Annotated in this window: 17 protein-coding genes; 8 read left to right on the top strand and 9 right to left on the bottom strand. The window is 61.1% G+C overall.

Annotation, left to right across the window (positions count from 1 at the left end):
• Positions 1-444 precede the first annotated feature (444 nt).
• Complete coding sequence (locus U862_RS0111775) at positions 445-8,307, top strand: retention module-containing protein (protein WP_025110583.1); 7,863 nt, start codon at positions 445-447, stop codon at positions 8,305-8,307.
• A gap of 197 nt (positions 8,308-8,504) precedes the next feature.
• Here the strand turns inward: U862_RS0111775 and U862_RS30875 are convergent, their stop codons facing one another.
• The 3 genes from U862_RS30875 to U862_RS0111755 form a co-directional block, all read right to left on the bottom strand.
• Entirely contained in the window at positions 8,505-10,688 is a 2,184-nt protein-coding gene (locus U862_RS30875; RefSeq protein WP_025110582.1) for an Ig-like domain-containing protein, read from the bottom strand.
• Positions 10,689-10,928: 240 nt separating this feature from the next.
• Positions 10,929-11,324, bottom strand: coding sequence for a YbaN family protein (locus U862_RS0111760; protein ID WP_025110581.1), 396 nt, complete (start codon positions 11,322-11,324; stop codon positions 10,929-10,931).
• Between the two features lie 10 nt (positions 11,325-11,334).
• The gene (locus tag U862_RS0111755; RefSeq protein ID WP_025110580.1) at positions 11,335-11,922 is read right to left on the bottom strand and encodes a YecA family protein; all 588 of its coding nucleotides are present in this window, start codon (positions 11,920-11,922) and stop codon (positions 11,335-11,337) included.
• Positions 11,923-12,317: 395 nt separating this feature from the next.
• Between U862_RS0111755 and recQ the strand changes: the two genes are divergently transcribed.
• From recQ to U862_RS0111740, 3 genes are all read left to right on the top strand, one after another.
• Positions 12,318-14,447: a DNA helicase RecQ gene (recQ, locus tag U862_RS0111750; RefSeq protein ID WP_025110579.1), complete on the top strand. Its 2,130-nt coding sequence runs from the start codon at positions 12,318-12,320 to the stop codon at positions 14,445-14,447.
• 133 nt (positions 14,448-14,580) lie between these two features.
• A complete protein-coding gene (locus U862_RS0111745; protein WP_025110578.1) occupies positions 14,581-15,015 on the top strand; it encodes a MarR family transcriptional regulator in 435 nt (144 codons plus the stop codon).
• A 127-nt stretch (positions 15,016-15,142) separates the two neighbouring features.
• A complete protein-coding gene (locus U862_RS0111740; RefSeq protein WP_025110577.1) occupies positions 15,143-16,909 on the top strand; it encodes a FimV/HubP family polar landmark protein in 1,767 nt (588 codons plus the stop codon).
• Between the two features lie 132 nt (positions 16,910-17,041).
• Here the strand turns inward: U862_RS0111740 and U862_RS0111735 are convergent, their stop codons facing one another.
• Positions 17,042-19,231 (bottom strand): patatin-like phospholipase family protein, encoded by a 2,190-nt coding sequence (locus U862_RS0111735; RefSeq protein WP_025110576.1) that lies wholly within the window; start codon positions 19,229-19,231, stop codon positions 17,042-17,044.
• Positions 19,232-19,302: 71 nt separating this feature from the next.
• Here U862_RS0111735 and U862_RS0111730 point away from each other — a divergent pair, with 71 nt between their 5' ends.
• Positions 19,303-19,590, top strand: coding sequence for a SelT/SelW/SelH family protein (locus U862_RS0111730; RefSeq protein ID WP_025110575.1), 288 nt, complete (start codon positions 19,303-19,305; stop codon positions 19,588-19,590).
• Here U862_RS0111730 and U862_RS0111725 read toward each other — a convergent pair.
• Positions 19,584-20,477, bottom strand: a complete 894-nt coding sequence (locus U862_RS0111725; protein ID WP_025110574.1) for a DMT family transporter — start codon at positions 20,475-20,477, stop codon at positions 19,584-19,586. The two genes, U862_RS0111730 and U862_RS0111725, sit on opposite strands and share 7 nt — an antisense overlap.
• A 72-nt stretch (positions 20,478-20,549) precedes the next feature.
• On the bottom strand, positions 20,550-21,314 hold the full coding sequence (locus tag U862_RS0111720; RefSeq protein ID WP_025110573.1) for an AraC family transcriptional regulator: 765 nt from the start codon (positions 21,312-21,314) through the stop codon (positions 20,550-20,552).
• A gap of 136 nt (positions 21,315-21,450) precedes the next feature.
• Here U862_RS0111720 and U862_RS0111715 point away from each other — a divergent pair, with 136 nt between their 5' ends.
• Entirely contained in the window at positions 21,451-22,266 is an 816-nt protein-coding gene (locus tag U862_RS0111715) for a UDP-2,3-diacylglucosamine diphosphatase (protein ID WP_025110572.1), read from the top strand.
• A 124-nt stretch (positions 22,267-22,390) separates the two neighbouring features.
• On the opposite strand, the gene U862_RS0111710 is transcribed toward U862_RS0111715, so the two are convergent.
• Positions 22,391-22,981 carry an HD domain-containing protein gene (locus tag U862_RS0111710; protein ID WP_025110571.1) on the bottom strand — a complete coding sequence of 197 codons (591 nt, stop codon included), beginning with the start codon at positions 22,979-22,981 and terminating at the stop codon, positions 22,391-22,393.
• A gap of 26 nt (positions 22,982-23,007) precedes the next feature.
• Positions 23,008-23,319, bottom strand: a complete 312-nt coding sequence (locus tag U862_RS0111705; RefSeq protein WP_025110570.1) for a DUF962 domain-containing protein — start codon at positions 23,317-23,319, stop codon at positions 23,008-23,010.
• 164 nt (positions 23,320-23,483) lie between these two features.
• Here U862_RS0111705 and U862_RS0111700 point away from each other — a divergent pair, with 164 nt between their 5' ends.
• Complete coding sequence (locus U862_RS0111700) at positions 23,484-24,539, top strand: AraC family transcriptional regulator (RefSeq protein ID WP_218187649.1); 1,056 nt, start codon at positions 23,484-23,486, stop codon at positions 24,537-24,539.
• Here the strand turns inward: U862_RS0111700 and U862_RS0111695 are convergent.
• Positions 24,496-25,950 carry a TrkH family potassium uptake protein gene (locus U862_RS0111695; RefSeq protein WP_025110568.1) on the bottom strand — a complete coding sequence of 485 codons (1,455 nt, stop codon included), beginning with the start codon at positions 25,948-25,950 and terminating at the stop codon, positions 24,496-24,498. The genes U862_RS0111700 and U862_RS0111695 overlap by 44 nt on opposite strands.
• A gap of 121 nt (positions 25,951-26,071) precedes the next feature.
• On the opposite strand from U862_RS0111695, the gene U862_RS0111690 reads away from it, so the two are divergent.
• Positions 26,072-26,638: a nitroreductase family protein gene (locus tag U862_RS0111690; protein ID WP_025110567.1), complete on the top strand. Its 567-nt coding sequence runs from the start codon at positions 26,072-26,074 to the stop codon at positions 26,636-26,638.
• Positions 26,639-26,943 lie beyond the last annotated feature (305 nt).

Genomic DNA, 26,943 nt, shown 5'->3' with positions numbered 1-26,943 from the left:
CAGAGCTAAGAACATCCTGAAGCGTAGCTAAGAAAAAATTTTCATAAGGCTTATGCCGAAAAAAACTTATGCGCTTGGCAAAAACCGGCACATTGTTCAGGACGAAAGCCTTTGTTTCATGCGCTTTAGGGAGCACGGAAAGGCTTGAGGAAAGTTCCACTCACTTTGCGACATACGGCGAAGTACTGCTGAAGGGGAGGGACGCGTAGCGGTTGATGAGCGACAGTTTTTTGTCACTCGGGTGATTCACCACCGTTACGTAGCGTTAGTGGGCGTGCTGCATCGATCAGGGAACCGAAGTGCTTGAAAGCACTGAAGTTTCCTTATTCGCGCAAACCTGCGAAACGAACTGCCGAGGTGCGAGCGTCACCCCGGCAACCCGCTTGAGCCATGGGCTGCTTCGCGAACCAGTGCCGACGGTGGTCGGCAGCGGAGGAAATTCACATGGCAACGCTCATCGGGATCGTCACTAAAGTCATAGGTCAGGTTTTTGCGCAGGGTACCGACGGCATGCGCCGCGCCCTGGTCGAGGGCGACCGCTTGTATGCCGGCGATCAAGTGATCACCGGCGCTGAAGGCGCCGTCGCCGTTCATCTGCAAAACGGCCATGAGTTGACCCTGGGCCGCGACAGCAGCATGACCATGTCCGGGCAACTGCTGGCCAACCAGGCGGTGCACATCGATTCCCCTGAAGCGCTGACGCCGAGCGAAGCGCAACTGACCGATGTCGAACAGATCCAGAAAGCCATCGCCGCTGGCGAAGACCCGACCAAAGCCGCGGAAGCGACCGCTGCGGGGCCGAATGCACCGACTGGCGTGCCAGGCGAGGCGGGCGGCGGCCACAGTTTTGTGTTGCTGACCGAAGTCGGCGGGCGAGTGGACCCGGTCATCGGTTTTCCCACCGCCGGTTTCAACGGGATTCCCGAGTTTCCGCAAGTGCGGCCATTTGTGGTGGTCGACAATGGCGACAACACGCCAATCGTGCCGCCGGTCAATAATCCGGTGACACTCAGCGGCCTCGCGGTACCCGGCGGGGAGCTGACGCTCAACGAAGCCAACCTGCCGGACGGCTCCTCTGCCAATCCTGGTGCGCTGACCCAGAGTGGCAGCTTCACGGTGTCGGCACCGGACGGTCTGAGCAGCCTGAACATCGGTGGGATCAACGTGATCAGCGGCGGCGTGGCGGCGGGCTTTCCGCAGTCGATCACCACGCAACTGGGCAACACCCTGACCATCACCGGCTACAACGCTTCGACCGGGGTCGTCAGCTACAGCTACACCCTCAACGGCAACGACGCCCATCCAGCGGGTGATGGCGCCAACAGCCTCAGCGAACATTTCACCGTGACCGCCGGCGACAACAATGGCGACAGCGCCACCGGCTCGCTGGACGTCAACATCATCGACGACGTGCCCAGAGCGGTGAATGACAGCAACGCCAACACCGCTTCGGAAACCCTGTTGACCCTCACCGGCAACGTCCTGACCAACGACGTGCAGGGCGCCGATCGTGTACCCACTGGCCCCGTCACCGCGGGTACGTTCACCGGCACTTTCGGTACCCTGGTGTTGAATGCCAACGGCACTTACACCTATACCCTGAACACCAGCGATGCGGATTTCAAAGCCCTGCATGGCGGTGGTAACGGCACCGAGACGTTCACCTATACCATCACCGATTCGGATGGCGACACCAGCACGGCGAATCTGGTTTTGCAGATTCACAACAACGACGATCCGGTGGTGATCAACGGGTTGAGCGTTGAAGGCGGGGAGCTGACGGTCTTTGAGAAAAACCTCAGCACCGGCAGCGAGCCGGATTCCACCGCGCTGACCCAGAGCGGCACCTTCAGCATCACGGCGCTGGATGGCGTCACCACATTGACCGTCGGCGGCATCGCTGTCGTTACCAACGGCGTGGCAGCGGGCTTCCCCCAATCGGTCACCACACCGCTCGGCAGCACGCTGACCATCACTGGTTTCAACGCGGCTACAGGTGTTGTGAGTTACAGCTACACGCTGGATCACAACGACGCCCACCCAACCGCCAACGGTGCAAACAACCTGCCCGAACAGTTCGCCGTCACCGTAGTCGACGACAACGGCACCACCGCCAACGCAACGCTCGATGTGAACATCATCGATGACCTGCCAAAAGCAGTGAACGACAGCAACACTGGCACCGCCTCGGAAACCAACCTCACGCTGACTGGTAACGTCCTGATTAACGACGTGCAGGGCGCCGACCGCGTACCGACTGGCCCAGTCACTGCCGGCACCTTCACCGGCACTTATGGCACCCTGGAACTGCACACCGACGGCACCTACACCTACACGCTCAACCCGACCGATGCCGACTTCAAAAACCTGCACGGCGGCGGCAACGGCACCGAGACGTTCACCTACACCATCACCGACTCGGACGGCGACACCAGCACGGCGAATCTGGTTTTGCAGATCCACAACAACGACGACCCCGTGGTCATCAGCGGCCTGGATGTGAACGGCGGCGAACTCACCGTCTACGAAAAAAACCTCAGCACCGGCAGCGCGCCTGATGCCAATGCGCTGACCCAAAGCGGCACGTTCACCATTACCGCACTCGACGGTGTCACGACGCTCACGGTGGGCGGAATCGCCGTGGTCACCAACGGCGTCGCCGCAGGCTTCCCCCAATCGGTCACCACACCATTGGGCAGCACGTTAACGATCACAGGTTTCAATGCGGCAACCGGTGTCGTCAGCTACAGCTACACCCTCGACCACAACGACGCTCACCCAACGGCCAACGGCGCCAACAACCTGCCCGAGCAGTTCGCCGTCACCGTAGTCGACGACAACGGCACGACCGCCAACGCAACGCTCGATGTGAATATCATCGATGACCTGCCAAAAGCAGTGAGCGACAGCAACACCGGCACCGCCTCGGAAACCAACCTCACGCTGACCGGCAACGTCCTGACCAACGACGTGCAGGGCGCCGACCGCGTACCGACTGGCCCCGTCACTGCCGGGACTTTCACCGGCACTTACGGCACCCTTGAACTGCACACCGACGGCACCTACACCTACACGCTGAACCCCACCGATGCCGACTTCAAAAACCTGCACGGCGGCGGCAACGGCACCGAGACGTTCACCTACACCATCACCGATTCGGACGGCGACACCAGCACCGCCAACCTTGTCCTGCAGATCCACAACAACGACGACCCCGTGATCATCAGCGGCCTGGATGTGAACGGCGGCGAACTCACCGTCTACGAAAAAAACCTCAGCACCGGCAGCGCGCCTGATGCCAATGCGCTGACCCAAAGCGGCACGTTCACCATTACCGCACTCGACGGTGTCACGACGCTCACGGTGGGCGGCATCGCCGTGGTCACCAACGGCGTGGCTGCGGGCTTCCCCCAATCGGTCACCACACCGCTCGGCAGCACGTTAACGATCACAGGTTTCAACGCGACCACCGGTGTCGTCAGCTACAGCTACACCCTCGATCACAACGACGCTCACCCAACGGCCAACGGCGCCAACAACCTGCCTGAGCAGTTCGCCGTCACCGTAGTCGACGACAATGGCACGACCGCCAACGCAACGCTCGATGTGAACATCATCGATGACCTGCCAAAAGCAGTGAACGACAGCAACACCGGCACGGCGTCAGAAACCAACCTCACACTGACCGGCAACGTCCTGACCAACGACGTGCAGGGCGCCGACCGCGTACCGACTGGCCCCGTCACTGCCGGGACTTTCACTGGCACTTACGGCACCCTGGAACTGCACACCGACGGCACCTACACCTACACGCTGAACCCCACTGATGCCGACTTCAAAAACCTGCACGGCGGCGGCAACGGCACCGAAACCTTCACCTACACCATCACCGACTCGGATGGCGACACCAGCACCGCCAACCTTGTCTTGCAGATCCACAACAACGACGACCCCGTGGTCATCAGCGGCCTGGATGTGAACGGCGGCGAACTCACCGTCTACGAAAAAAACCTCAGCACCGGCAGCGCGCCTGATGCCAATGCCCTGACCCAGAGCGGCACCTTCACCATTACCGCACTGGACGGTGTCACGACGCTGACCGTCGGTGGAATCGCGGTTGTCACCAACGGTGTCGCCGCAGGCTTTCCGCAATCCGTCACCACACCGCTCGGCAGCACGCTGACCATCACTGGCTTCAACGCGACCACCGGTGTCGTCAGCTACAGCTACACCCTCGACCACAACGACGCCCACCCAACGGCCAACGGCGCCAACAACCTGCCCGAACAGTTCGCCGTCACCGTAGTCGACGACAACGGCACGACCGCCAACGCAACGCTCGATGTGAACATCATCGATGACCTGCCAAAAGCAGTGAACGACAGCAACACTGGCACCGCCTCGGAAACCAACCTGACCCTGACCGGCAACGTCCTGACCAACGACGTGCAGGGCGCCGACCGCGTACCGACTGGCCCCGTCACTGCCGGCACCTTCACCGGCACTTACGGCACCCTGGAACTGCACACCGACGGCACCTACACCTACACGCTCAACCCCACCGATGCCGACTTCAAAAACCTGCACGGCGGCGGTAATGGAACCGAGACGTTCACCTACACCATCACCGATTCGGACGGCGACACCAGCACCGCCAACCTTGTCCTGCAGATTCACAACAACGACGATCCTGTGATCATCAGCGGCCTGGATGTGAACGGCGGCGAACTCACCGTCTACGAAAAAAACCTCAGCACCGGCAGCGCGCCTGATGCCAATGCCCTGACCCAGAGCGGCACATTCACCGTGACCGCGCTCGATGGTCTGCAAACCCTCACCGTCGGCGGCATCGCCGTGGTCACCAACGGTGTGGCGGCAGGCTTCCCGCAATCGGTCACCACACCGCTCGGCAGCACGCTGACCATCACTGGTTTCAACGCGGCTACAGGTGTTGTGAGTTACAGCTACACGCTGGATCACAACGACGCCCACCCCACCGGTAACGGTGCCAACAGTCTCACCGAGAACTTCAACGTGGTCGCCACCGATGGCGACGGCAGCACTGCGTCCGGGCAGATCAACGTCAACATCATCGACGACCTGCCGACCGCCAAGGCCGACACCGGTTCGGTGGTGGAGGGCGGTACGGTCAATGTCAGCGTGCTGGGCAATGACGTTACCGGTGCGGACGGCGCCGCAGCGGGCGGTGCAGTGGTTGGCGTGCGTGCCGGCGGTGACACCTCAAGTTCGGCGATCGGCGGCCTCAACAGCAACATCAACGGCACCTACGGTTTCCTGACCCTGGATGCGGCCGGCAACGCCATTTACCACAGCAACCCGAACTCGGTGAGCCCACCGGGTGCCACCGATACTTTCACCTACACCATCCGCGACGGTGACGGCGACGAAAGCACCACCACCATCACTATCAACGTCGCCGACAGCAAACTGGTGGCCTCGGTCGATCAGGACGTGACGGTCTATGAAAAAGCCCTCGACCTGACCAAGGACGGCCAGGACCTGGCCCCGGGTACGGTCACCGGCAGCGATCCGACCAATACCGGCGAAACTGCCACCGGCACGCTGGTCGGCGCGGTCACTGGCGGCAGCGGGGCGATCACTTACACCTTGGTTGGCAGCGCCACCGGCACTTACGGGCAGATCCAGCTCAACGCTGACGGCACCTACACCTACACCCTGACCTCGGCGCCGAAAACCACGCCGAACGCCAACGACGGCGCGAATACCCTGAGCGAAAGTTTCACCTACAAAGCCACCGATGCACTGGGCAACAGCACCACCAGCACCATCGTGGTCAACATCGTCGATGACGTGCCGAAAGCGGTGCCGTCGGATCGCTCCGTGGCAGCGGTGGAGATCGATTCCAACATCCTCATCGTCCTCGACATTTCCGGCAGCATGGTCGATCCGTCCGGCGTGCCGGGGCTGTCGCGGCTGGATCTGGCGAAACAGGCGATCAGTGCCTTGCTCGACAAATACGACGACCTCGGCGACGTGAAGGTGCAACTCGTCACCTTCAGCAGCAGCGCCACCGACAGAACGTCGGTATGGGTTGACGTGGCGACCGCCAAATCGCTCCTCGCCGGCCTCACGGCGGGTGGCGGCACCAACTACGACGCGGCGGTGGCGACGATGCAAACCGCCTTCAACACCTCGGGCAAACTCACCGGAGCGCAGAACGTCGGCTACTTCTTCTCCGACGGCAAACCGACCACAGGCCAGGAAATCGGCACCGCTGACGAGACCGCACTCAAAGCGTTCCTCGACGCCAACAACATCAAGAACTACGCGATCGGCCTGGGCAGCGGCGTGAGCAACGCCAACCTCGACCCGCTGGCGTATGACGGCATCAGCCACACCAACACCAACGCCGTGGTGGTCACCGATCTCAATCAGCTCAACTCGGTGCTCTCGGGCACCGTGGAAGGTGCGCCGGTCACCGGTTCGCTGCTGGGCGAGGGTGGCACGTTCGGTGCCGATGGCGGTTTCATCAAATCCATCGTGATCGACGGCACCACCTACACCTATGACCCGCGCGCCAACAGCGGCCAGGGGTCGTTGACCCCAAGCGGTGGCACCAACCACGGCACGTTCAACACGGTGAACAACACGTTGAGCATCGCCACCAACAACAGCGGCACGCTGGTGATCAACCTCGATACTGGCGACTACAGCTACACCTCGCAGAAAACCACCACCACGGTGATCACCGAGAACATCGGCTTCACCCTCAGCGATAACGATGGCGACCTTGCCAGCTCGACGCTGACGGTGAAAGTGATCCCCAACTCGCCACCGGTGGCGATGGACGACCACGTCATCACCAACGTGCTGTCGAGCAGCGTCACGGTGCCGGGCGAACTGCTGCTGGCCAACGACACCGACCCGGACGGCGACCCGCTCAACGCCTCGCCGACCACCTTCAACACCGGGTGGGCAGCCAAGGGCGCTGACTTCAGCGGTACCGGCGCCATCACGTTCAACGGCACCGGTAACACCGCCGCCAACCAGAACCTGGCCGACGTGCGCAATGCGTTCGCGGCCAACACGGCAGCGATGACGGCTGTGCTGGTGGTCAGCGGATACCTCGGCGCGGTAACCACCGCCAATGCCAACGATGAGGACCTGATCACCGTCAAACTGAAACAGGGCGAAACGCTGAACCTGGATCACAACCTGGCGGCCGGGCACATCACCATGGAGTACTCGGTCAACGGTGGTGCGTTCACCAGCATCGCCGACGGCGGCACCATCACTGCCAGCGCTGATGGCACCTATCAGATCCACGTGACCAACATCAGCAACACCAGCGGCAGTAACCCCACTGCGGCGGAAAACTACCAACTGACCATGACGGTCAACTACGCCGGCGCGCACGACGTGACGCCGGACTTCAACGGCACCTACACCGCCAACGACAACCATGGCGGCAGCGACACGGCCAACGTCAGCATCACCTATCAGGATGGTCATACCCTCACTGGTACCGCAGGCGATGACATTCTGGTGGCCGGCACCGGCAACAACATCCTCAATGGCGGCGACGGTAACGACGTGCTGACCGCCGGCTCCGGCAACAACGAAATGCACGGCGGCGCGGGCAACGACTTGCTCTACAGCGGCCCGGGCAATGACATTCTCGATGGCGGCACCGGCATCGACACGGTCAGCTATGCCCACGCCACTGCCGGAGTCACGGTCAACCTCGGTCTGCTGGGGGCGCAAAACACCATCGGCGCTGGCACCGATACCCTCAGCAATATCGAAAACCTGGTCGGTTCGAACTTCAACGACACCCTGACCGGCGACAACAATAACAACGTGATCAACGGCGGGCTGGGCAACGACATCCTCAACGGTGGCGGCGGTGACGACCTGCTGATCGGCGGCATGGGCAACAACACCCTGACCGGCGGGCCGGGCGCCGATACCTTCCAGTACCTGAAGGGCAACACGGGCCACGACACCATCACCGACTTCACCCCGGGCACCGACAAGCTCGACCTGTCGCAACTGCTGCAAGGTGAAAACGGCACCACGGCGTCGCTGGACGATTACCTGCACTTCACCGTCACCGGCAGCGGCGCTTCGGTGCTCACCAGCATCGACGTCAGTGCCCTGGCCGGCGCCACGCCGAACCAGACCATCGACCTGGCCGGCGTCAACCTCGCCAGCCACTACGGCGTGACCCCGGGGGCGGGCGGGGTGATCGCCAGCGGGCACGACACGGCGACGATCATCAGCGGCATGCTCAATGATCATTCGTTGAAGGTGGATACGGTGTAGCGAGGTCTGAAACGACAAAACCCGCCGTCCCGATTAACCGGGACGGCGGGTTTTTTATGCCTGAAGCGATGTGTTGCCGGTGAGACAGCCTTCGCGAGCAGGCTCGCTCCCACAGTTGACCGCGTCTCCAACGGGTGCTCTGTCAGCTAAACATATCTTATGAGATTCGGGGAGGCTTGAAGTTGTCCCACTGTCTACTAGCCCCAAAAAGAGCAGTGATCAACAGTTATTAAGTTTGTGGTGTGGATTTCAAAACTTGCGATGTCAGAGCTGGCGAAGTCGTATTGTTCAGGAGTGCTTTCCGGATAAAAGTCTGGAAGAGACTCTTGTTTTATTAGTTTTCCGTCTGAGTCATAAATGAATATGCTGCTTCTTGAAGAATAGCTGCCATAGTTATAGAGCCAGAAATTGATACGCGTACATTTCTTCTTCAGTTCGAATCTGATACTGGTAGGCGTTCCATCATCACTTCTGAGCATAAGTACCATTCCTGAAAACTTTCCAGGCAGGGGCGTAGGAATAAATGCAGTGCTTTGCATGATTATTACGTTCCCAGCATACATCACTACAGAGATTGACAGGTCAGGCGTATTAAGGGGGTTGCCTGGATATAATTCGGTTCTAGGATAAAGATCAAAATTTTCCGTCCAGCTCATAGTAATTATCGTTAAAGTCCGTGCCGCCGATACCTGCCCACTGCCATACAGCGCTTTCGCCGTCAGGCTATGTTCAGCGACAGCCAACCCGCTGACCGTCAACGTCCAGATTCCGGTCGAGGCATTAGCGGTGGCCTTTCCTTTTGAGACCGCACCGTCGAAGACTTCGACCTGCAGCCCTTTGCTGGCCGCCCCGGTCAAGGTGACCGCTGTTTCGACTGTGCTGCCACCCTGCGGAATTTCCACGCCGCTGGGCGAGCCTTTGACCGAAGTAATCGTTGGGGCGACCAAGGCAACCGATCTGATGGTGTAGGTGCGATCCGGAAACACCACTGCATTGGCTTCGATGTTGCTTTGATCCAGTGCTGCCTTGAATTTGATCGTCAGGGTGGACCCGTCGCCCAGTTGGTTGAGGTAGCTGTTGGCAACCGTCTTGGGCCAAAAGCCCTGATTGACCCACGCCGTATTGACTTTGCTGGCTCCGCCATTCCAGACATTCAGGGTATGCGGGCTGCCATCGGCCTTCTTGCCCTCCAGCGTCAGCCACACCTGTTGACCGACTTCGATCAACGTCCAGAGCAAGCCGTGGATGGTCCCGTCTTTGCTGCCGAGCGCGATTAAATCCAGCACGTTGCTGGTATCGGCGTCGATGATTTTCGGCGTGATCAGTGCCGCAGCCGGCAACACCAGAATGTTCAAGAGCAGTGCCAGTGAGGTGCTGGGTACGCCATTGCGGATGAGGGTGTAAGTCACTGTGATGATTTTGCCCAGGCTGTAGGCGAGTACCGAGCGCGGTACGGCGATTTCCAGTCCGGCACTGACCGATTGCGGCGGGCTGGTGTAGGAGCCGGCAGCCGTTGAAGTCGCCCCGGTCCAGGTCACAGTGAATTGGTCGGTGGGCAATAGCGGGCCAGTGGGTACCAACACGCGGATTTGCGTTTGGGTCGGGCTGAAGTTGTTGCCGGTCTGGCCGATGACGGTCGGGGGTTGCAGGTCGATATGGGCGACGTGTACGTCGAGGGTCTTGGTTCCCGAGGTGGCAGAGTTGCCCAATTGGTCGGTTACCACGAAGTCGACGACGATCTTGCCGTCACCGACTTTCAGGAAGTCAGCGGTAAACAGCGTGATGGTCAGCGGCGTCGGTGGGTCGGTGACTTCTTTGGTGAACGACTCGTTGCCAATCCGAAAGCGCACGAGGTCATAGGGGTGTGCGGTGTTGTAGGTGAAACCGAATACAACCCCGAGTGCCGCCAGTGCGGCGCTGACTCCGTTGGTGACTACATTGGGTGGAATCACCAGGTCGAGACTGCTCAGGGGGCGCAGATGATAGAGCACGAGCAGGTCGCGCGAAGACTCAACGTTACCGCTAAGCCGGGTTACCTTGTAATGCAGGCGATTGACGCCGTGAATCAAGTGTCCGTGGGGTACATTCAGCGAGATGCGTTTTTGCTCGTCGCCGGGTTGTACGATTGCCCCGGCCACTGAAGTAGGGGCGTCATTGACATACAGGGCCACCGAATCGTACGCCTCCATGATTTGGTTGCGTCGTTGCAGTTCAGACCACGGATCAATCACCACTTGAAGGCCCGAGGGTTTGTCGTCGTAGAGCGATCTGGGGATACCACCATGGGCACGTGCAGGTGGTTTGATCGGCGAAACCCAGCCTGGTACGAAAACCGCAACCAACTCAAAGATTGCGTTCAATGTTGACGACTGAATATCCATGGTGTGCACCTTGGAGTGATAAGAGTCTGTCCAGACGGACGTGTCCCATCTCACATCAGGTAGCAGCGGCTGCCTACTGTCAGATCTGACAGGGACAGGCAGGTTTAAGACAAGCGGTCGTTACGCTGTATTTGCAACGACAAAACCGCCACCCTGGTCGAGCCGGGTGGCGGTTTTTATTTGAAGGCAGGCGTTGCTGCTGAATGGGGCTTCGCGAGCAGGGAGCGATCGATTAATACTTCAAGACTTGCGCAGCGTCTTCTGCCGCAAGATATAAACCGTCACCAACACCGCACTGGTCAGCATGAACCCCCGCGCCCACGGCAGCGGCACCAGGTAACACGAGAACAGAATGCTCGCCCACATCAGCCCGATCGCGTAGACCTTGCCTTTGAGCGGAATGCCGTTGCCGTCGAGGTAGTCGCGGATCCATGGCCCGAGTCGCGGATGCTCGACCAGCCAGCGATAGAAACGCGGAGAGCTGCGGGCGAAACACGCCGCCGCGAGCAAAAGGAAAGGGGTGGTGGGCAGAACCGGCAGGAAAATGCCGATCACCCCCAATGCCACGCTGAGCCAGCCGATGGCCAGCAGGATGTAGCGCAGCATCAGGGGGCGGTTGCCTATGGGGTTGTCCATAGGCCGGGTCTTAGTGGTGACGTGGCTTGAGGATCGCCGGTTTTTCGTCTGGCGCCTGGCAGAGCAGGTACAGCGCGGTCAGGGCTTCCGGGATCTGCACGATCATGTCGTCCATCAGGTTGGCGTCCTTGGCGATGTCTTCGAATTCTGGCTGTTCGTCGAACAGGCCCGAACCGACCATGATCGGCAGGAGCATTTCGCTGACTTCTTCTTCGGCGGTCTCGAACCAGGCGGCTTCACGCAGGAACACGCCTTCCATGAAACCGATGCACCAGCCGCGCAGTTCGGAATCGTCCGGCTCGTCACCGAGGTCCAGATCGCATGGCAGTTCGAATTCCTCGTCGGACGCCAGTTGGCGGGCGATGTGTGCCTTGAGGCCGATCAGGGTGGCTTCGATCTCTTCGCGCTGCGCGTCGCTGCTGTAATGCGGCTCTTCGGCGAACAGGGCGTCGATCCATTCGCGCTCCGGTACGTCTTCGGCACAGATCGACAATGCGGTCAGGTAACCGTGGGCGGCCACGTAATCCAGCGCCTCTTCGTGCAGCTCGTCGGCGTCGAGAAAGACTTGCAGGCGGGTTAGTTGCTCAGCGAAGGACATTACGGGGCTACCTTGGGGGAATAAACAATGCGGGAATTCTAGGCCTTCTTGCGCGCTCAAGCCAGCCGCACGGCAGATTTGCCGTAATTACAGGCAACACGAATAACCCTGTGGGAGCGGGCTTGCTCGCGAATGCGCTGTATCAGGCACGTTTGTATTGACTGGCACGCCGCCTTCGCGAGCAGGCTCACTCCTACAGGGAGTTATGGTGGCAGATTAATCGGTGTCTTCTCAGCGGCACCCCTTGCCGGGGAGGGCTCGGGTATACTGCCGCGTTTTCGCTCCCTGCTCGTATTGCGGTGGTCTGGCAATGCGCTCTTACGTTTTGTTTAAGCAGCCCTGGCTGTCCTGAACCAGCCTGTGCAGGGATGTTTCGGTAGATTTTTGGAGTTTTTATGCTCGAACAGGTTCAACGCGTCCTCAAGGACATCTTCGGCTACGACAGTTTCCGTGGCCGTCAGGGTGCAATCATTGAGCGCGTGGCCAGCGGCGGTGATGCGCTGGTGCTGATGCCTACCGGTGGCGGCAAGTCCCTGTGCTTCCAGGTGCCGGCGCTGTTGCGCGACGGCCTGGCAGTGGTGGTGTCGCCGTTGATCGCCTTGATGGACGATCAGGTCGCCACCCTCGAAGAGCTGGGTGTGGCCGCTGCGGCGCTGAACTCCACGCTGAGTGCCGAACAGCAGCGCGATCTGGCGGCGCGGATCAAGCGCGGCGAAGTGAAAATGCTGTATCTGGCGCCCGAGCGTCTGGTGCAGCCGCGCATGCTGTCGTTCCTGCAAGGGCTGAATATCGCCCTGTTCGCCATCGATGAAGCGCACTGCGTCTCGCAATGGGGCCACGACTTTCGTCCGGAATACCTGCAACTTGGCCAGTTGGCGGAAATGTTCCCCGACGTACCGCGTATCGCCCTGACTGCCACTGCAGACAAACGTACCCGCGAAGAAATCGTCACCCGCCTGCATCTGCAAAATGCCGAGCGCTTCCTGTCGAGCTTCGACCGCCCGAACATTTTCTACCGCATCGTACCCAAGGAGCAGCCGCGCAAGCAGTTGCTGGCATTTCTCGCCGAGCGCCGCAGCGATGCGGGCATCGTCTACTGCCTGTCGCGCAAGAAAGTCGAGGAAGTGGCGACGTTCCTCAGTGAGCAGGGCTTCCCGGCACTGCCATATCACGCCGGCCTGCCCAACGATCTGCGAGCCTTCAACCAGAAACGCTTCCTCAACGAGGAAGGCCTGATCATGGTCGCCACCGTGGCGTTCGGCATGGGCATCGACAAGCCCAACGTACGTTTTGTCGCGCACCTCGATCTGCCGAAATCCCTCGAAGCGTATTACCAGGAAACCGGTCGCGGCGGCCGTGATGGCCTGCCGGCGGACGCGTGGATGGCCTACGGTCTGCAAGACGTGGTGATGCTCAAGCAAATGCTGCAGAACTCCGAAGGCGACGAGCGGCACAAGCGTCTGGAGCAGCACAAGCTCGACGCCATGCTCTCGCTCTGCGAAGAGACGCGTTGCCGGCGCCAGACCCTGCTGGCGTATTTCGACGAAGACATGCCCGAGCCGTGCGGCCACTGCGACAACTGCGTCGACGGCGTGCAGACCTGGGACGCCACCGAGCCTGCACGTCAGGCGTTATCGGCGATTTTCCGCACTGGCCAGCGTTATGGCGTCGGCCATCTGGTGGATGTGCTGCTGGGCAAGGACAACGAAAAAATTCGCAGTTTCGGCCATCAGCACCTGTCGGTGTGGGGCGTCGGCAAAGCGTTGAGCGAGAGCGAATGGCGCTCGTTGTTCCGCCAGTTGGTGGCCCGTGGTCTGGCCGATGTCGATCACGAAGGTTACGGCGGTCTGCGTCTGAATGACAGTTGCCGGCCATTACTCAAGGGCGAAGTGAGCCTGGAGCTGCGCCGCGACCTCAAGCCGCAAGTCGCCGCCAAGAGCAACAGCAAGAGCCCGGCCAGCCAACTGGTGCGCGGCGAAGAGCGCGAACAGTGGGAAGCGCTGCGCGCGCTGCGGCGCAAACTCGCCGAAGAACACGGTGTGCCGCCGTACGTCATCTTCCCCGACTCGACGCTGCTGGAAATGCTTCGCAGCCAGCCGACCTCGCTGGCGGAAATGGCCACGGTCAGCGGCGTCGGTGCACGCAAGCTGGAGCGCTACGGCGAGGCCTTCCTCGAAGTGCTTGGCGGCGAAGTCGAGGCGCCGAAAGCGGTGGCCGACGTACGCCACGAACTGATCACTCTGGCCCGCGCCGGCATGACTCCGATGCAGATCGCCGGGCAGTTGCAATGCTCGGAAAAGAACGTCTACACCATGCTCGCCGAAGCCATCGGCAAACAACAATTGTCGCTGGAGCAGGCGCTGGATCTGCCGGAAGAGCTGATGGGCGAAGTGCAGGACGCGTTCCTCGATGGCGAGGGCGAATTGCCGTCGGTCGCTGAAGTGGCCGAGCTGTTTGCGGGGCGGGTTCCGGAGGGCGTGCTGTATTGCGTAAGGGCTGCGCTGCAATCTGAATTCGAAATGTAAGACGACGTTTGCGCCAACCGTCAGGCAGTTGTAACGATTCAGTACAGGTCGGCTCTTGCCTATAGCCAAATGTCATGCTTAGCTGACTAATAATTAGTTTTTCTCTATTTGTCAGTCTACTCATGAGTGTTTTATGCCGTTAACCGATCAACACCGCTTTGGCATGCAACTGGCCCAGATGTCCCGTGGCTGGCGTGCCGAACTGGATCGCCGGCTGGCGGGTCTGGGTCTGTCCCAGGCACGCTGGCTGGTGCTGCTGCATCTGGCGCGTTTCGAAGACGCACCGACCCAACGCGAGCTGGCGCAAAGCGTCGGCGTCGAAGGGCCGACCCTGGCCCGCTTGCTCGATAGCCTGGAAAGCCAGGGCCTGGTGCAACGCCAGTCCGTGATGGAAGACCGTCGGGCGAAAAAAATCGTTCTCTGCGCCCCGGCGCTGCCGCTGATCGAACAAATCGAAACCATTGCCGCACAACTGCGCAGTGAGCTGTTCGTCGGTATCGACGAAGCGGATATGAAGGTGTGCATGCGGGTTCACGGGCACATTCTGGCCAATCTGGAAAAATCTTGAGGCATAACCGCGCGCCGGTTTTTTGAGGGATCGCGCAGAGCAGACTATAAGAACTACTGGGCAATATCGTGTTCGTACCGGATGTGCGAACGCATAGAAGTCGGTTTTGCTTATTTAAGGGATGCTCATGCTCGCAAGTCGGCACGTGGTACTGCGCGGTGGCGCCAAATGGCTGCTGGTCGCTGGCGTATTCAGCTATTCGACCTGGTCGATGGCACTGGGACTGGGTGACATCACTGTTCACTCAGGCCTCAATCAGCCGCTCAAGGCCGATATCGCGCTGGTCGATGCCGGCGGCCTCAGCGCCAGCGACCTCTCGGCCAGTCTGGCCACGGCGGATGAATTTGGTCGCGCCGGGGTCGAGCGGGTGTTTTTCCTCAATGACCTGCGGTTCACTCCGATCCTGCATGGCAATCGCCAGATGATCCGGGTGACCTCGCGCAAACCGGTCAAAGAACCTTTTCTGAATTTTCTGGTGCAACTCAATCAGCCCAATGGCCATTTGTTGCGCGAGTACACGGTGCTGATCGATCCGCCGGGTTCGCCGAGCATCGTGCCGGCCACGGATGAGCCCGACCCACGTCCGCAATCTTCTGAATTCCCTACCGTCGAACCGGCCACGGCGCCACCGCAGGCTGCCCAGGGCAAACGCGACGTTGCACCTTCAGCGCCACCCGCACCTGCTGCACCGGCCAACGCGGCACTGACCGAACAATTGGCGGCCAGCGTGTTGCAGAACCAGCAACTGCAGAAGACCGTCGATGAGTTGAACGCGAAACTGCAGGCGCAGGATGCTCAGATTGCCGATGGCAAAAAGCAGGTCAGCGATTTGCAAACGCGTTTGACCGAGCTGCAAAAGCCCCCGGCAGCGGTCATTACGCAGCCGGTGCCGGCGCCTGCAACCGTAGCGCCGCCAGCCGAAGACGAGGGTCTCAACGGGCCGTTGCTCGGCGGCTTGCTGCTGTTGTTGGGAGTGTTGGGTGGCGGGCTATTCGTGCGCCGTCGACGTCAACTGGCCCAGGATGCTGCGCCGCTGCCTATTGCTTCAGAAGGTCATCAACCTGAGCTTGATGACACGCAAACGGCACCCCCGGCCAATATCAGTGCAGCGACCGAACACCGTGAAGAACCCGCCGCGGGCGATGTGCTGGAAGCGGTGGGGATCTACCTGGCGTATGGACGCCTGAACGAGGCCGCCGGCCTGCTGCGCAATGCCCTGGACAAGGAGCCGGAGCGCACCGATCTGGGCGTGCAATTGCTCGAAGTGCTGGGGCGCCAGGGCGACAGCGCGGCTTACGAACAACAGGAAAACCAGTTGCGTGGGGCAGGTGTCGATCCTCAGCAACTGGGTGCGATCCGGGCGCGTCATCCAAAGCTCAACAGTGCCGCACCCATGGCACCGGTAATGCCGGCCGTCGCCGTACCGATTGCTGCGGCGCAACCGGCGCCTGAGGATGATTTCGAATTGAACCTGGGCGAGCTGTCGATGGCGTCCAGTTGGGATCTGGAGGACGGCCGTGCAGCAGCCGATCAGCCGTCAGCAGACCCCACGGTGTCAGCGTCCAGTTTTGAAGTGCTGCCGGCGGACTTCGAATTGCCCGAAGCCGCAGTGAACGATGAGGCGGAGCTGGAATGGATTCCCGAACCGGACGCACAGCCGCTGGACGATGACTTTCTCAATGAGTTTGGCGATCCGCCGCCATCACTGGGGCTGGAGCCACTGACGTTGCAGGAACCGGAACCCGCCTCTGGATCAGGGAAACTGGAGCAGGCGCAGACCTGCATTGATGACGGCGACATCGACAGCGCCATTGCGCTGCTCAATGAGTTGCTCAAGGAAGGCGATGAACCCCTTAAGCAAACTGCCAGAACTTTGCTGGCGGGGATTCGCTAACCAGTGTGTCTGCTACTGATGCGGTGCCTGTCCTGACGGATTCGCGAGCAGGCTCGTTGGAATGCGTTCTCCTGTGGGAGCGGGCTTGCTCGCGAAGGCGGCCTGCCCGGCAACATCAATCCCGCTGAGTGCTCAGAACGTCTGCCCCAGATTCAGATAAACCGCCTGTTCATTCGCATCATTCAAGCCATAGGTGAAATTCAACGGCCCCAGCGGCGTATCAAAACCAATGAACACGCTGGCGGCATTGATATAGCCGCTGTCGAACTGATTGTCGTTGTTCCACGCCCGACCACGTTCCAGCGACGCACCGGCATACAGCGGGAAGTCCAGCGGCAGATACGAACGCGGCGTCAACCGGCGGTAATACACCGCCCGCATGAGGCTGATGTTCTGTCCGGAGATCGAGTCCTCGCGGAACCCCGACAGCTGCCGCGCGCCCCCGAGCAGGAAGCTTGAGGTCACCACGTTGGCATCATCCAGCGTGCGGGCATAGCGCCCGCCGAGAATCAATGTGTCCGGGCCACGGCTCATGGCTTTGTCGAGTTTGAATTCCCACTGGCGATAGCGCGTGTCCGAACCCAGGCTCGGCTCGAATTGCTGCAGGGTCAGGCTGACGTCCTTGCCCTCGTGGGGGAAGTAGACGTTGTCCAGCGAGTCGAACGAATACTTCAGTGAATAAAAACCTTCCTTGAAGTTTTCGCTCGGCAGGTCCTGATCGCCGATCCGCACATCCGCCTTGCCCCAGGCTTCACCGACCCCGAAGCGGATTTCGCCGTTGTTGCCGATCTGTCGGCCAACGTTGAGGCCGAAACCGTAGCGTTCGACGCGGTATTGGGCGATCGGGTCGTTGTCGAGCACGGCATCGACGTTCTGCGCTTCAAAGGCCGCATACGGGGCGACAAAGTAACGTGAGCCGACGTCCAGCGGCTGATAGAACTCGGTGTAGAGTTCCTGTTTGTCGCCGATCTGTGCCCGGGTCAGCCACTCCGCGCCGAGGCGGTTGATGCCGTTGATGCGGTAACTGGCGCCGAGGTTGAAGGCGCTGTCACCGCGCATGTCGTCCGACAGGTTCAGGCCGACGCGCAGGTAATCGGTGCCGCTGCGCTTGCCTCGGGCACTGATTACCAGAGTGTGATCCTGGCCCTTGTGTACGACGCGGTATTGCACTTGTTCGAAGTAGTCGAGGCCGTACAGCGTGCCCATGTCCGAGTGCAGTCGGCCCAGGTCCAGTGGCTCGCCGATGGGCTGGCGGATGTAGTAGCGGATCACGTCGTCGCCGACTTTCGAGTCGTTCTCGACCTTGATCGCGGTGATGATCGGCGTGCGCTGACCCGGGGCGCGGGCAGCATTGAGTTCGGCGTCCTGGGATTCGCGGGGTTTAAGCAATGCGAGGCGCGCGTCGAGAATCTTCGTGGCGCGGTAACCGGCGTCGATCATCTCCTGGGCCTTGCCGAAATCAGTGACACCGAACGCCGCCAGCGCCGGCTGGATCAACACATCGGAGGGCTTGAGGGCGGCCAGCTGTTCTTCGGAGTTGCGCCGGGTCATCAGGGTGATCGACTGATTCAGCACATCGACCACGGTGGTCAGTTGCTTGCGGTTGCGCAGCGGGGTGCCGATGTCGACCACGATGGCCACGTCGACACCCATTTCCCGCGCGACGTCGAGCGGGATGTTGTCGGTCATGCCGCCGTCCACCAGCAGTCGGCCGTCCAGCTCGACCGGAGCGAATACCGCCGGGATCGACATGCTGGCGCGGATCACCTGGGGCAGATGGCCCTTGCGGAACACCACCTTTTCGCCGTTGGCGATATCAGTGGCGACAGCGCGAAAGGGGATCGGCAGTTTGTCGAAGTCCCGGGTGTCGCTGGTATGCGCCAGCAGGCTTTCGAGCATCAGCGCCAGGTTTTGGCCCTGAATTACCCCCAGAGGAAGGCCGAGGCTGCCGTCATCGCGAAAGCTCAGTTGCTGTTTCACCAGAAAATCGCGGTCGTCCTGCTTGCGTCGAAACGGCACGTCTTCCCGTGGCGGAGCGTCGGACAGCGCCTGCTGCCAGTCGATGTTCAGCGCGAGTTTTTCCAACTCATCGATCTTGTAGCCCGAGGCATACAGGCCGCCGACCACCGCGCCCATGCTGGTGCCGGCAATTGCGTCGATCTTGATGCCTTGTTCTTCAAGTGCCTTGAGCACGCCGATGTGCGCCAAGCCACGGGCGGCACCGCCGGACAGCACCAGGCCGACTTTCGGGCGCGATGCCTCACTGGCGTGGACGAGCAAAGGAAGAAAACCAAGCAGCAGGCAGAACAGCAGACGGTGCATTGTGAGTCTCGGGGCAAGCGATAAAGCCGGCTATTATAGCGGCGCCCTCTGTCTCAGGAGTTTCAGCGAACATGACCGTCGAAAAAGCCGAAGTCGTCATCACCTATTGCACCCAATGCCAGTGGCTGCTGCGCGCCGCGTGGCTGGCGCAGGAGCTGCTCAGCACCTTCGGCGATGACCTCGGCAAGGTCTCGCTGGTGCCCGGCACCGGCGGGGTGTTTCATATCAGCTGCGGCGCCGTACAGATCTGGGAACGCAAGGCGGACGGCGGCTTTCCCGAGGCCAAGGTGATCAAGCAGCGGGTGCGCGATCAGATCGACCCTGACCGCGACCTCGGCCACAACGACCGCACTCAGTGAGACGCGGCTTCGGCGGCGACGGTTTTCTTGTCAGCGCTGCCTGACATCCGCGCCGAGACCACGATGGCGACGATGATCAGCGCGCCGCCGATCAACATGCGTACGGTCGGGTTCTCGCCGAACAATAGCCAGGCGACGGTGATGCCGTACACCGGCTCCATGGCGAACACCACGGCGGCGGTGCGTGCCTTGATCACCGCCAGACTGGCGACGAACAAACTGTGCGCGACGCCGGTACAAAACACCCCGAGCAGGCCGATCCATAGCCAGTCCAGGGCACGCACTGTGCTTAATTGCGGGGCGGCGACCGGCAGCAGACACAGCGCCACCACTACGTTCTGGCACAGCGCTGCCTGCACCGCCGGAATACGTCCGGAGCTGGCGCGATTGGTCAGCGAGAGCAGGGCGAACAACAGGCCTGACAGCACCGCCCAGAGCAACCCGGTGGTGGCGCCGCTGGCAAGATCGAATGCAGGGGTTACCAGCACCAGGCCGACGCTGACCAATACCACCAGCACAATTTCATTGGCGCGGATGCGTTCGCGGAAGATCAACCCTTCGAGAATCACCGTGAAGGCCGGGAAGCTGGCAAAGCCCAGCGTCGCAATCGCCACGCCGGCCACCTTCACTGCGATGAAAAAACTCACCCAGTGCCCGGCCAGCAACACGCCGCTGAGCGTCAGGCGCCGCCAATCGACCGCTTGCAGTTTCTGCCAGCCATTCAGGCTGGCGAAGCGGGCGAAAAAGGCCAGGGCGAGTACCGCAAACGCGGCGCGTCCAAAGACGATTACCGCCGGCGACGCGGCAGCGAGTTTGCCGAACACACCGGTCAGGCCGAACATCAGAGCGCCGATATGCAGGGCGCCTAGGGCGGTACGCGGAGTCATTGCAATCCTTGAAAGTCAGCACCATCACCGCAGCAGTTTAAAGAGGTGCACCGGCGGGTGTCTGTCGCCAGACTATCGTCCTTTATCGCCAGCCTCGCGCCGCAGTGTGCCCGGCGAGGCACCAAACTCACGCAGCACTGCAGCAGCGAAAGCACTTTGCGAACTGTAACCGACCCGACTGGCGATTTCGCCGATCGGTAACGCGGTCTCGCGCAGCAAGCCAACGGCCTTGTGCAGGCGCCGGCTGCGGATGTAGTCCATCGGCGTTTGTCCGCATTCGGCCATGAAGCGCGCATGCAGACGGGCGCTGGACAATCCGGCGATCCGGGCCAGATCCGCCACTTGCAGGGGATAGGCGGCGTATTGCTCGATGTGGGCATCGAGGGCTGCGTAAGGCAGGCGGCGGGCGCCGAGTTCGGCAGGGCGGGCGTGATTCAGGCTGGCCAGCAGCAACACCGCGCCCTGGCGGGCGATCAGCGGATCGCTGACCGGGCTGTTCGCCAGCCAGCTGACCAGCTGACTTTGCCCGGCATCCAGTGCCAATCGGGCCGGGCGGTCGAGTAACTGACGGCTGGCCTCGGCATGTTCGCCCAGCGAGTCCGCCAGCCATTGCTCGTCGGGGATGTCCAACACCAGGCAACGGCTGCCTTGCGGACTGCCGCAGGCGTGATGGGCGCCGGACGGGATAACCACGAAACTCTGCTGGCGCACCTGACTGCCACGGCCCTCGACTTCGAAATCCAGCGCGCCGGACAACCCGAATACCAACTGGGCGTGGTCGTGGCTGTGGACGATCAGATCGTGGGTGTACTGGCGCAGGGTAAGGATCGGGCGCATGGCAGAAGTCTCCGAAGTGAGCGCCAGTCTACACCGGGGCCACCGGCCTGCGCGCTGTCACACGACTGACGCACGCCTGTCATGGTCGATTAACCCGGCGGGCGCACTCTTGCGAAAACATCGCAGAGGGTTGCCCATGACCAGCGCCGAGCTCGCCAGACCCAGCCGTAAACAACGGGTGCGTACCCTGTGGATTTCCGACGTGCATTTGGGCACGCGGGATTGCCAGGCCGAGCACTTGTCGCAATTTCTCAAGGGCTACCACGCCGACAAGATCTACCTGGTCGGTGACATCATCGACGGCTGGAAGCTGCGCGGCGGCATGTACTGGCCGCAGGCGCACACCAACGTGATTCGCCGCCTGCTGACCATGAGCAAACGCGGCACCGAGGTGATCTACGTCACCGGCAACCACGACGAGTTTCTGCGCCGTTATTCGAAACTGATCCTGGGCAACATTCAGTTGGTCGACGAGGCGGTACACGTCACGGCGGATGGCCGGCACCTGCTGGTGATTCACGGCGACCAGTTCGACGTCATCACCCGTTATCACCGCTGGCTGGCGTTTCTCGGCGATTCGGCCTACGAATTCACCCTGACTCTCAATCGCTGGCTCAATCACTGGCGCGCCCGCTATGGCTACGGTTACTGGTCGCTGTCGGCGTACCTCAAGCACAAGGTCAAGACTGCGGTGAGCTTCATCAGCGACTTCGAAGAAGCCATTGCCCACGAATGCGTCAAGCGCGAGCTGCACGGCGTAGTCTGCGGGCACATTCACCATGCCGAGATCCGCAAGGTCGGCGAGGTGGACTACCTCAACTGCGGTGATTGGGTGGAGTCGTGCACGGCGTTGATCGAGCACTGGGACGGCACGATCGAGTTGTATCGACTGGCGGATGCGCAGGCGCGGGAGGCAGAGCTCAAGGCTGCCAAAGTGGCCGAGATCGCCTAGACACCAGAGATCCCCTGTGGGAGGGGGCTTGCTCCCGAAGGCGATGTATCAGTCATTACATGTTTATCTGACACGCCGTCTTCGGGAGCGAGCCCCCTCCCACATTTTTCAACGGTGGCAGTCATCAAGCCGGATTGTGTTCTTCCATTGCCGCCTTGTAGATCGAATGTCTGGGCTGCGCAAACAGCCGCTCCATCATCGGCTCGAAGAAGCTCAGCGGCAGGGTGTCATACGCCGGGTCGAACGCCGCTGCATCGTACTTGGCGCAGAACTGCGCCGTGGCCTGATACTGCGGATGCGCGGCGAATTGCTCGCGCAGGTGCCGATCCATGCCCAGGTGATGAAAGAAGTAGTAGCCCTGGAAGATGCCGTGCTTCTCGACCATCCACAGGTTCTCGGCACTGACGAACGGCTTGAGTATCGCTGCAGCGATGTCCGGATGGTTGTAGGAACCTAGGGTGTCGCCGATGTCATGCAGCAACGCGCACACCACGTATTCCTCATCACGCCCATCGCGATAGGCGCGGGTCGCGGTTTGCAGCGAGTGGGTCAGGCGATCCACCGGGAAGCCGCCGAAATCGCCTTCGAGCAACTTCAGGTGCGCGACGATCCGGGACGGCAGTTGCCGGGCGTAGGCGCTGAAGTCCGCGGCGATGATCGCCCAGTCTTCCTGCGTGCCATCCTGCATGTGGGTGAAACGGGCATTGGCGTTCATTGGCCAGCCTCCAGGTGTCTTGGGGTTCAGAACGCCACGCGGCCAAGAATCATGTCGCGGTACATGACGAAGTCGCCGAGCAGGCTGTACAGCGGATGCTGGAAGGTCGCCGGGCGGTTCTTTTCAAAGAAGAAATGCCCGACCCAGGCAAAGCTGTAACCGGCCAGCGGCAAGGCGAGCAACAGCAGCCAGGCGCCCTTGGCGATGGTCATGGCCAGAATGAATATCACCAGCGTGGTGCCAATGAAATGCAGCCGACGGCAGGTGCTGTTGCTGTGTTCGCTGAGGTAATACGGATAGAACTCAGCGAAGGTATTGAATTGCTTGATGTTTTCCACGACCGCGATCTCTGTGGTTATTGTTCTGACGGCAAGTTGTTCGGCGGGTAGCTTATTTGAGTCTAGAGTGAACACTGACAACAGCCAGTGACAATGGGCGCCACTTTAGTATCCTTCGCAAATCGGGTCGTCACAGGCGATCCATCATGTAAAAGAATAACGCCATGAGCGAACGAACGACTTCTGCAAGCTGGGCGATGGGGATTGTCAAAGCATTGGAGATGGACGGCCTGGATTGCCGGGTACTGTTCAAGCAGCTGGGGCTCGATTACGCCGCCCTGGACGATCCGGATGCGCGCTTCCCGCAAGATTCCATGACCCGACTCTGGCAGCGGGCAGTCGAGTTGTCCGGCAACCCGGCGATCGGCCTGAACATGGGCAAGGTGGTGCGCCCGGCGTCGTTCCATGTCGCCGGCTACGCGCTGATGTCGAGCAACACCCTGGCCGAAGGCTTTCAACGCCTGGTGCGTTATCAGCGGATCATCGCTGAAAGTGCCGACCTGAGTTTTCGTCTGATCGAGGAAGGTTATGCGCTGATTCTGACGGTGCATGGCGATCATCTGCCGCCGACCCGACAGAGCGCCGAAGCTTCGCTGGCCTGTGCGCTGGGCCTGTGCGGCTGGCTCACCGGGCGCACGCTGCACCCGGTCAAAGTGTTGTTTCAGGGCGATGAGCCCGATGATCTGCAGCCCTACAAACAAGCCTTTCATGCGCCGCTGATGTTCAACGCGCCGTACGATGCGTTGATCTTCGAGCGCGCCGATATGGAGGCACCGCTGCCCACCGCCAACGAAGCCATGGCGCTGCTGCACGACCGGTTTGCCGGGGAATACCTGGCGCGGTTCTCTGAAAGTCGCGTGACCCACAAGGCGCGGCAGGTGTTGTGTCGTTTATTGCCTCAGGGTGAACCCAAGCGCGATACCGTGGCGCAGACCCTGCATTTGTCGCAGCGCACCTTGCAGCGGCGATTACAGGAGGAGGGCACAAGTTTTCAACAGTTGCTCGATGACACTCGCCGCGAGCTGGCCGAGCAGTATCTGGCGCAGCCAGGCATGACCCTGCTGGAGATTGCCTATCTGCTGGGGTTTGCCGATCCGAGCAACTTCTTCCGCGCCTTCCGCCGCTGGTTCGACACCACGCCCGGCGATTACCGGGCGCGGCTGCTGCAAGCGCCGATCAGTGACGCCAAAAGGCCGGAATACACAGTACAAACACCGTAATGATCTCCAGTCGGCCGAGCAGCATGCCGAACGACAGGATCCACTTGGCCGCATCCGGCAGGGTGGCGAAGTTGCCCGCCGGGCCGATGGTCTCGCCCAGGCCCGGGCCGACGCCGGACACGGTGCTGGCGGCGCCGGTGAGCGCAGTCATCCAGTCGACGCCGAGCAGCGACAGCAGCAGGGCGATCACGCAGATGGTGATGGCGAAGAAGAACGAAAAGGTCAGAATCGAACGCACGATCTCTTCGTCGAGACGGTGGCCGTTGTACTTCTGCTTGATCACCGCGCGCGGGTGAATCAACTGGTTAAGGTTGGCCTTGAGCAGGATGTAGGCAACCTGGAAACGGAAAATCTTGATCCCGCCCGCGGTCGAGCCGGAGCACCCGCCAACAAAACCCAGATAGAAAAACAGCATCAGCGAGAAGTTGCCCCACAGGCTGTAGTCGCCGAGGGCAAAACCGGTGGTGGTGACCACCGACGTCACGTTTAGCGCCACATGCCGCAGTGCATCCAGCCAGTGCAGATTGGTGGTCCACCAGTACCAGGTGCCGAGCACCAGCCAGGTCACCAGCAACATGCCGAGCAAACCCTGCACCTGCTGATCGCGGATCAGCGCCTTGCGGTTGCCGCGCATGGTCGCCACATACAGCGTGAACGGCAGGCTGCCGAGGATCATGATCACCACCGCCACCCAGTGCACCGCTGGTTGTGTCCACTTCGCCAGCGACTGGTCGGAGGTCGAGAAACCGCCGGTGGAAATCGCCGACATCGCGTGGTTGATCGCATCGAACGGACTCATCCCGGCCCACCAGAACGCCAGGCTGCCGAGGATGGTGATGCCGACATACGCCGCCACGATCAGCCGCGCCACCATGTGCGAACGCGGCATGACCTTTTCCGAGCGGTCGGACGATTCGGTCTGGAACAGGCGCATGCCCCCGATGCGCAGCAGTGGCAGAATCGCCACCGCCATGCCGATGAAGCCGATACCGCCCAGCCAGTGCAGCAGCGAGCGCCACATCAGGATTCCTGGCGACATGGTGTCCAGCCCGCTGAGCACGGTCGAGCCGGTGGCGGTGATGCCGGACATGCTTTCGAAGAACGAATCGGTGTAGCTGATGTGCTGGGTCAGCAGGAACGGCAGCGCGGCAAAAATGCACACCACCAGCCAGCTGCTGACGGTCAGCAGGTACATGTCGCGCGGGCGCAGGTGGATGTGTTCGGGGCGCCCGGGGATCACCAGGGCAAGGCCGGCAAGGAAGGTGATCATGCTTGCCCAGAGGAACGACGGCAGATCGCCGGTGCGCTCGAAAATCACCAGGGTGGCCATGGGCACGACCATGGCGATGGCCAGGGTGATCAGGAAGATGCCGATGATGAAACCAATGATCCGTAAGGTCGGCAACGCCATGAAGTCCGCTCGGGCTGAGGTAAGAAGGGCGCCATTCTACCCGTGGAGGCAGGCATGTAAACCGGCACCCGGTGAGCAGATACCGCTAGAATAGCCGCACATTTTTCTCAGGAGGTGGCCGATGCAGGCTCTCGACGCGTTGCTCAACCGTGTTTCCGTTCCACGACTGGTCGAACCGGCCCCCACCGCGCAGCAGCGCGAAGCCCTGTTCGGTGCGGCCCTGCGTGCACCGGATCACGGCCACCTGCAGCCGTATCGTTTCCTGACTGTCGAAGGCGCGGCGCGCGAGCAGATGGGCGAGTTACTGGCCGAAGCGGCGCAGATGCAGGACGGCGAAGTCACCGAAGCGATGATCGACAAGGCGCGCAACGGTCCGCTGCGGGCGCCGCTGGTGGTGGTGGTGATCGCGAAACTGCAGGACCACGTCAAGTATCCGAAGTCCGAGCAATTGCTCGCGGCCGGCTGTGCCGCCCACGGGATCCTGCTGGCGGCGTACGCGCAGGGGATTGGTGCGGTGTGGCGCACGGGTGATCTGGCGTATTCGAAGCACGTCGCCCAAGGCCTGGGTCTGGCGGAAGGCGAGGAAGTCATTGCATTCCTGTACCTGGGCACGCCGCAGAAAGAGCCGCGAGTGGCCGAGAAGGCAGATCTGGCCGAATTCGTCAGCGCCTGGCCCGGCAAGGCCTGACACTTTGATGTCCATGTGGGAGGGGGCTTGCTCCCGAAAGCGGCGAATCAGACAAAATGATGTTGCCTGACGCACTGCCTTCGGGAGCAAGCCCCCTCCCACATTGGTTTTTACGGCTGGACAATGGCGCCCGGCACCAAGGGCAATTCCAGACTGGCCACAAACCCGTCAGCGGCTGGCCCGGCAAGGCCTGACACTTTGATGTCCATGTGGGAGGGGGCTTGCTCCCGAAAGCGGCGAATCAGACAAAATGATGTTGCCTGACGCACTGCCTTCGGGAGCAAGCCCCCTCCCACATTGGTTTT

Source organism: Pseudomonas sp. H1h (genome assembly GCF_000633255.1).
Lineage (GTDB): Bacteria > Pseudomonadota > Gammaproteobacteria > Pseudomonadales > Pseudomonadaceae > Aquipseudomonas.
Note: the sequence above shows the minus strand (reverse complement) of the source record. Positions and strands in the feature narration are given on the sequence as shown.

Bases quoted from the DNA above. Each gene is read 5' to 3' on its own strand.
- U862_RS0111775 (WP_025110583.1), top strand. From the start codon at position 445: ATGGCAACGCTCATCGGGATCGTCACTAAAGTCATAGGTCAGGTTTTT.
- U862_RS30875 (WP_025110582.1), bottom strand. From the start codon at position 10,688: ATGGATATTCAGTCGTCAACATTGAACGCAATCTTTGAGTTGGTTGCG.
- U862_RS0111760 (WP_025110581.1), bottom strand. From the start codon at position 11,324: ATGGACAACCCCATAGGCAACCGCCCCCTGATGCTGCGCTACATCCTG.
- U862_RS0111755 (WP_025110580.1), bottom strand. From the start codon at position 11,922: ATGTCCTTCGCTGAGCAACTAACCCGCCTGCAAGTCTTTCTCGACGCC.
- recQ (WP_025110579.1), top strand. From the start codon at position 12,318: ATGCTCGAACAGGTTCAACGCGTCCTCAAGGACATCTTCGGCTACGAC.
- U862_RS0111745 (WP_025110578.1), top strand. From the start codon at position 14,581: ATGCCGTTAACCGATCAACACCGCTTTGGCATGCAACTGGCCCAGATG.
- U862_RS0111740 (WP_025110577.1), top strand. From the start codon at position 15,143: ATGCTCGCAAGTCGGCACGTGGTACTGCGCGGTGGCGCCAAATGGCTG.
- U862_RS0111735 (WP_025110576.1), bottom strand. From the start codon at position 19,231: ATGCACCGTCTGCTGTTCTGCCTGCTGCTTGGTTTTCTTCCTTTGCTC.
- U862_RS0111730 (WP_025110575.1), top strand. From the start codon at position 19,303: ATGACCGTCGAAAAAGCCGAAGTCGTCATCACCTATTGCACCCAATGC.
- U862_RS0111725 (WP_025110574.1), bottom strand. From the start codon at position 20,477: ATGACTCCGCGTACCGCCCTAGGCGCCCTGCATATCGGCGCTCTGATG.
- U862_RS0111720 (WP_025110573.1), bottom strand. From the start codon at position 21,314: ATGCGCCCGATCCTTACCCTGCGCCAGTACACCCACGATCTGATCGTC.
- U862_RS0111715 (WP_025110572.1), top strand. From the start codon at position 21,451: ATGACCAGCGCCGAGCTCGCCAGACCCAGCCGTAAACAACGGGTGCGT.
- U862_RS0111710 (WP_025110571.1), bottom strand. From the start codon at position 22,981: ATGAACGCCAATGCCCGTTTCACCCACATGCAGGATGGCACGCAGGAA.
- U862_RS0111700 (WP_218187649.1), top strand. From the start codon at position 23,484: ATGAGCGAACGAACGACTTCTGCAAGCTGGGCGATGGGGATTGTCAAA.
- U862_RS0111695 (WP_025110568.1), bottom strand. From the start codon at position 25,950: ATGGCGTTGCCGACCTTACGGATCATTGGTTTCATCATCGGCATCTTC.
- U862_RS0111690 (WP_025110567.1), top strand. From the start codon at position 26,072: ATGCAGGCTCTCGACGCGTTGCTCAACCGTGTTTCCGTTCCACGACTG.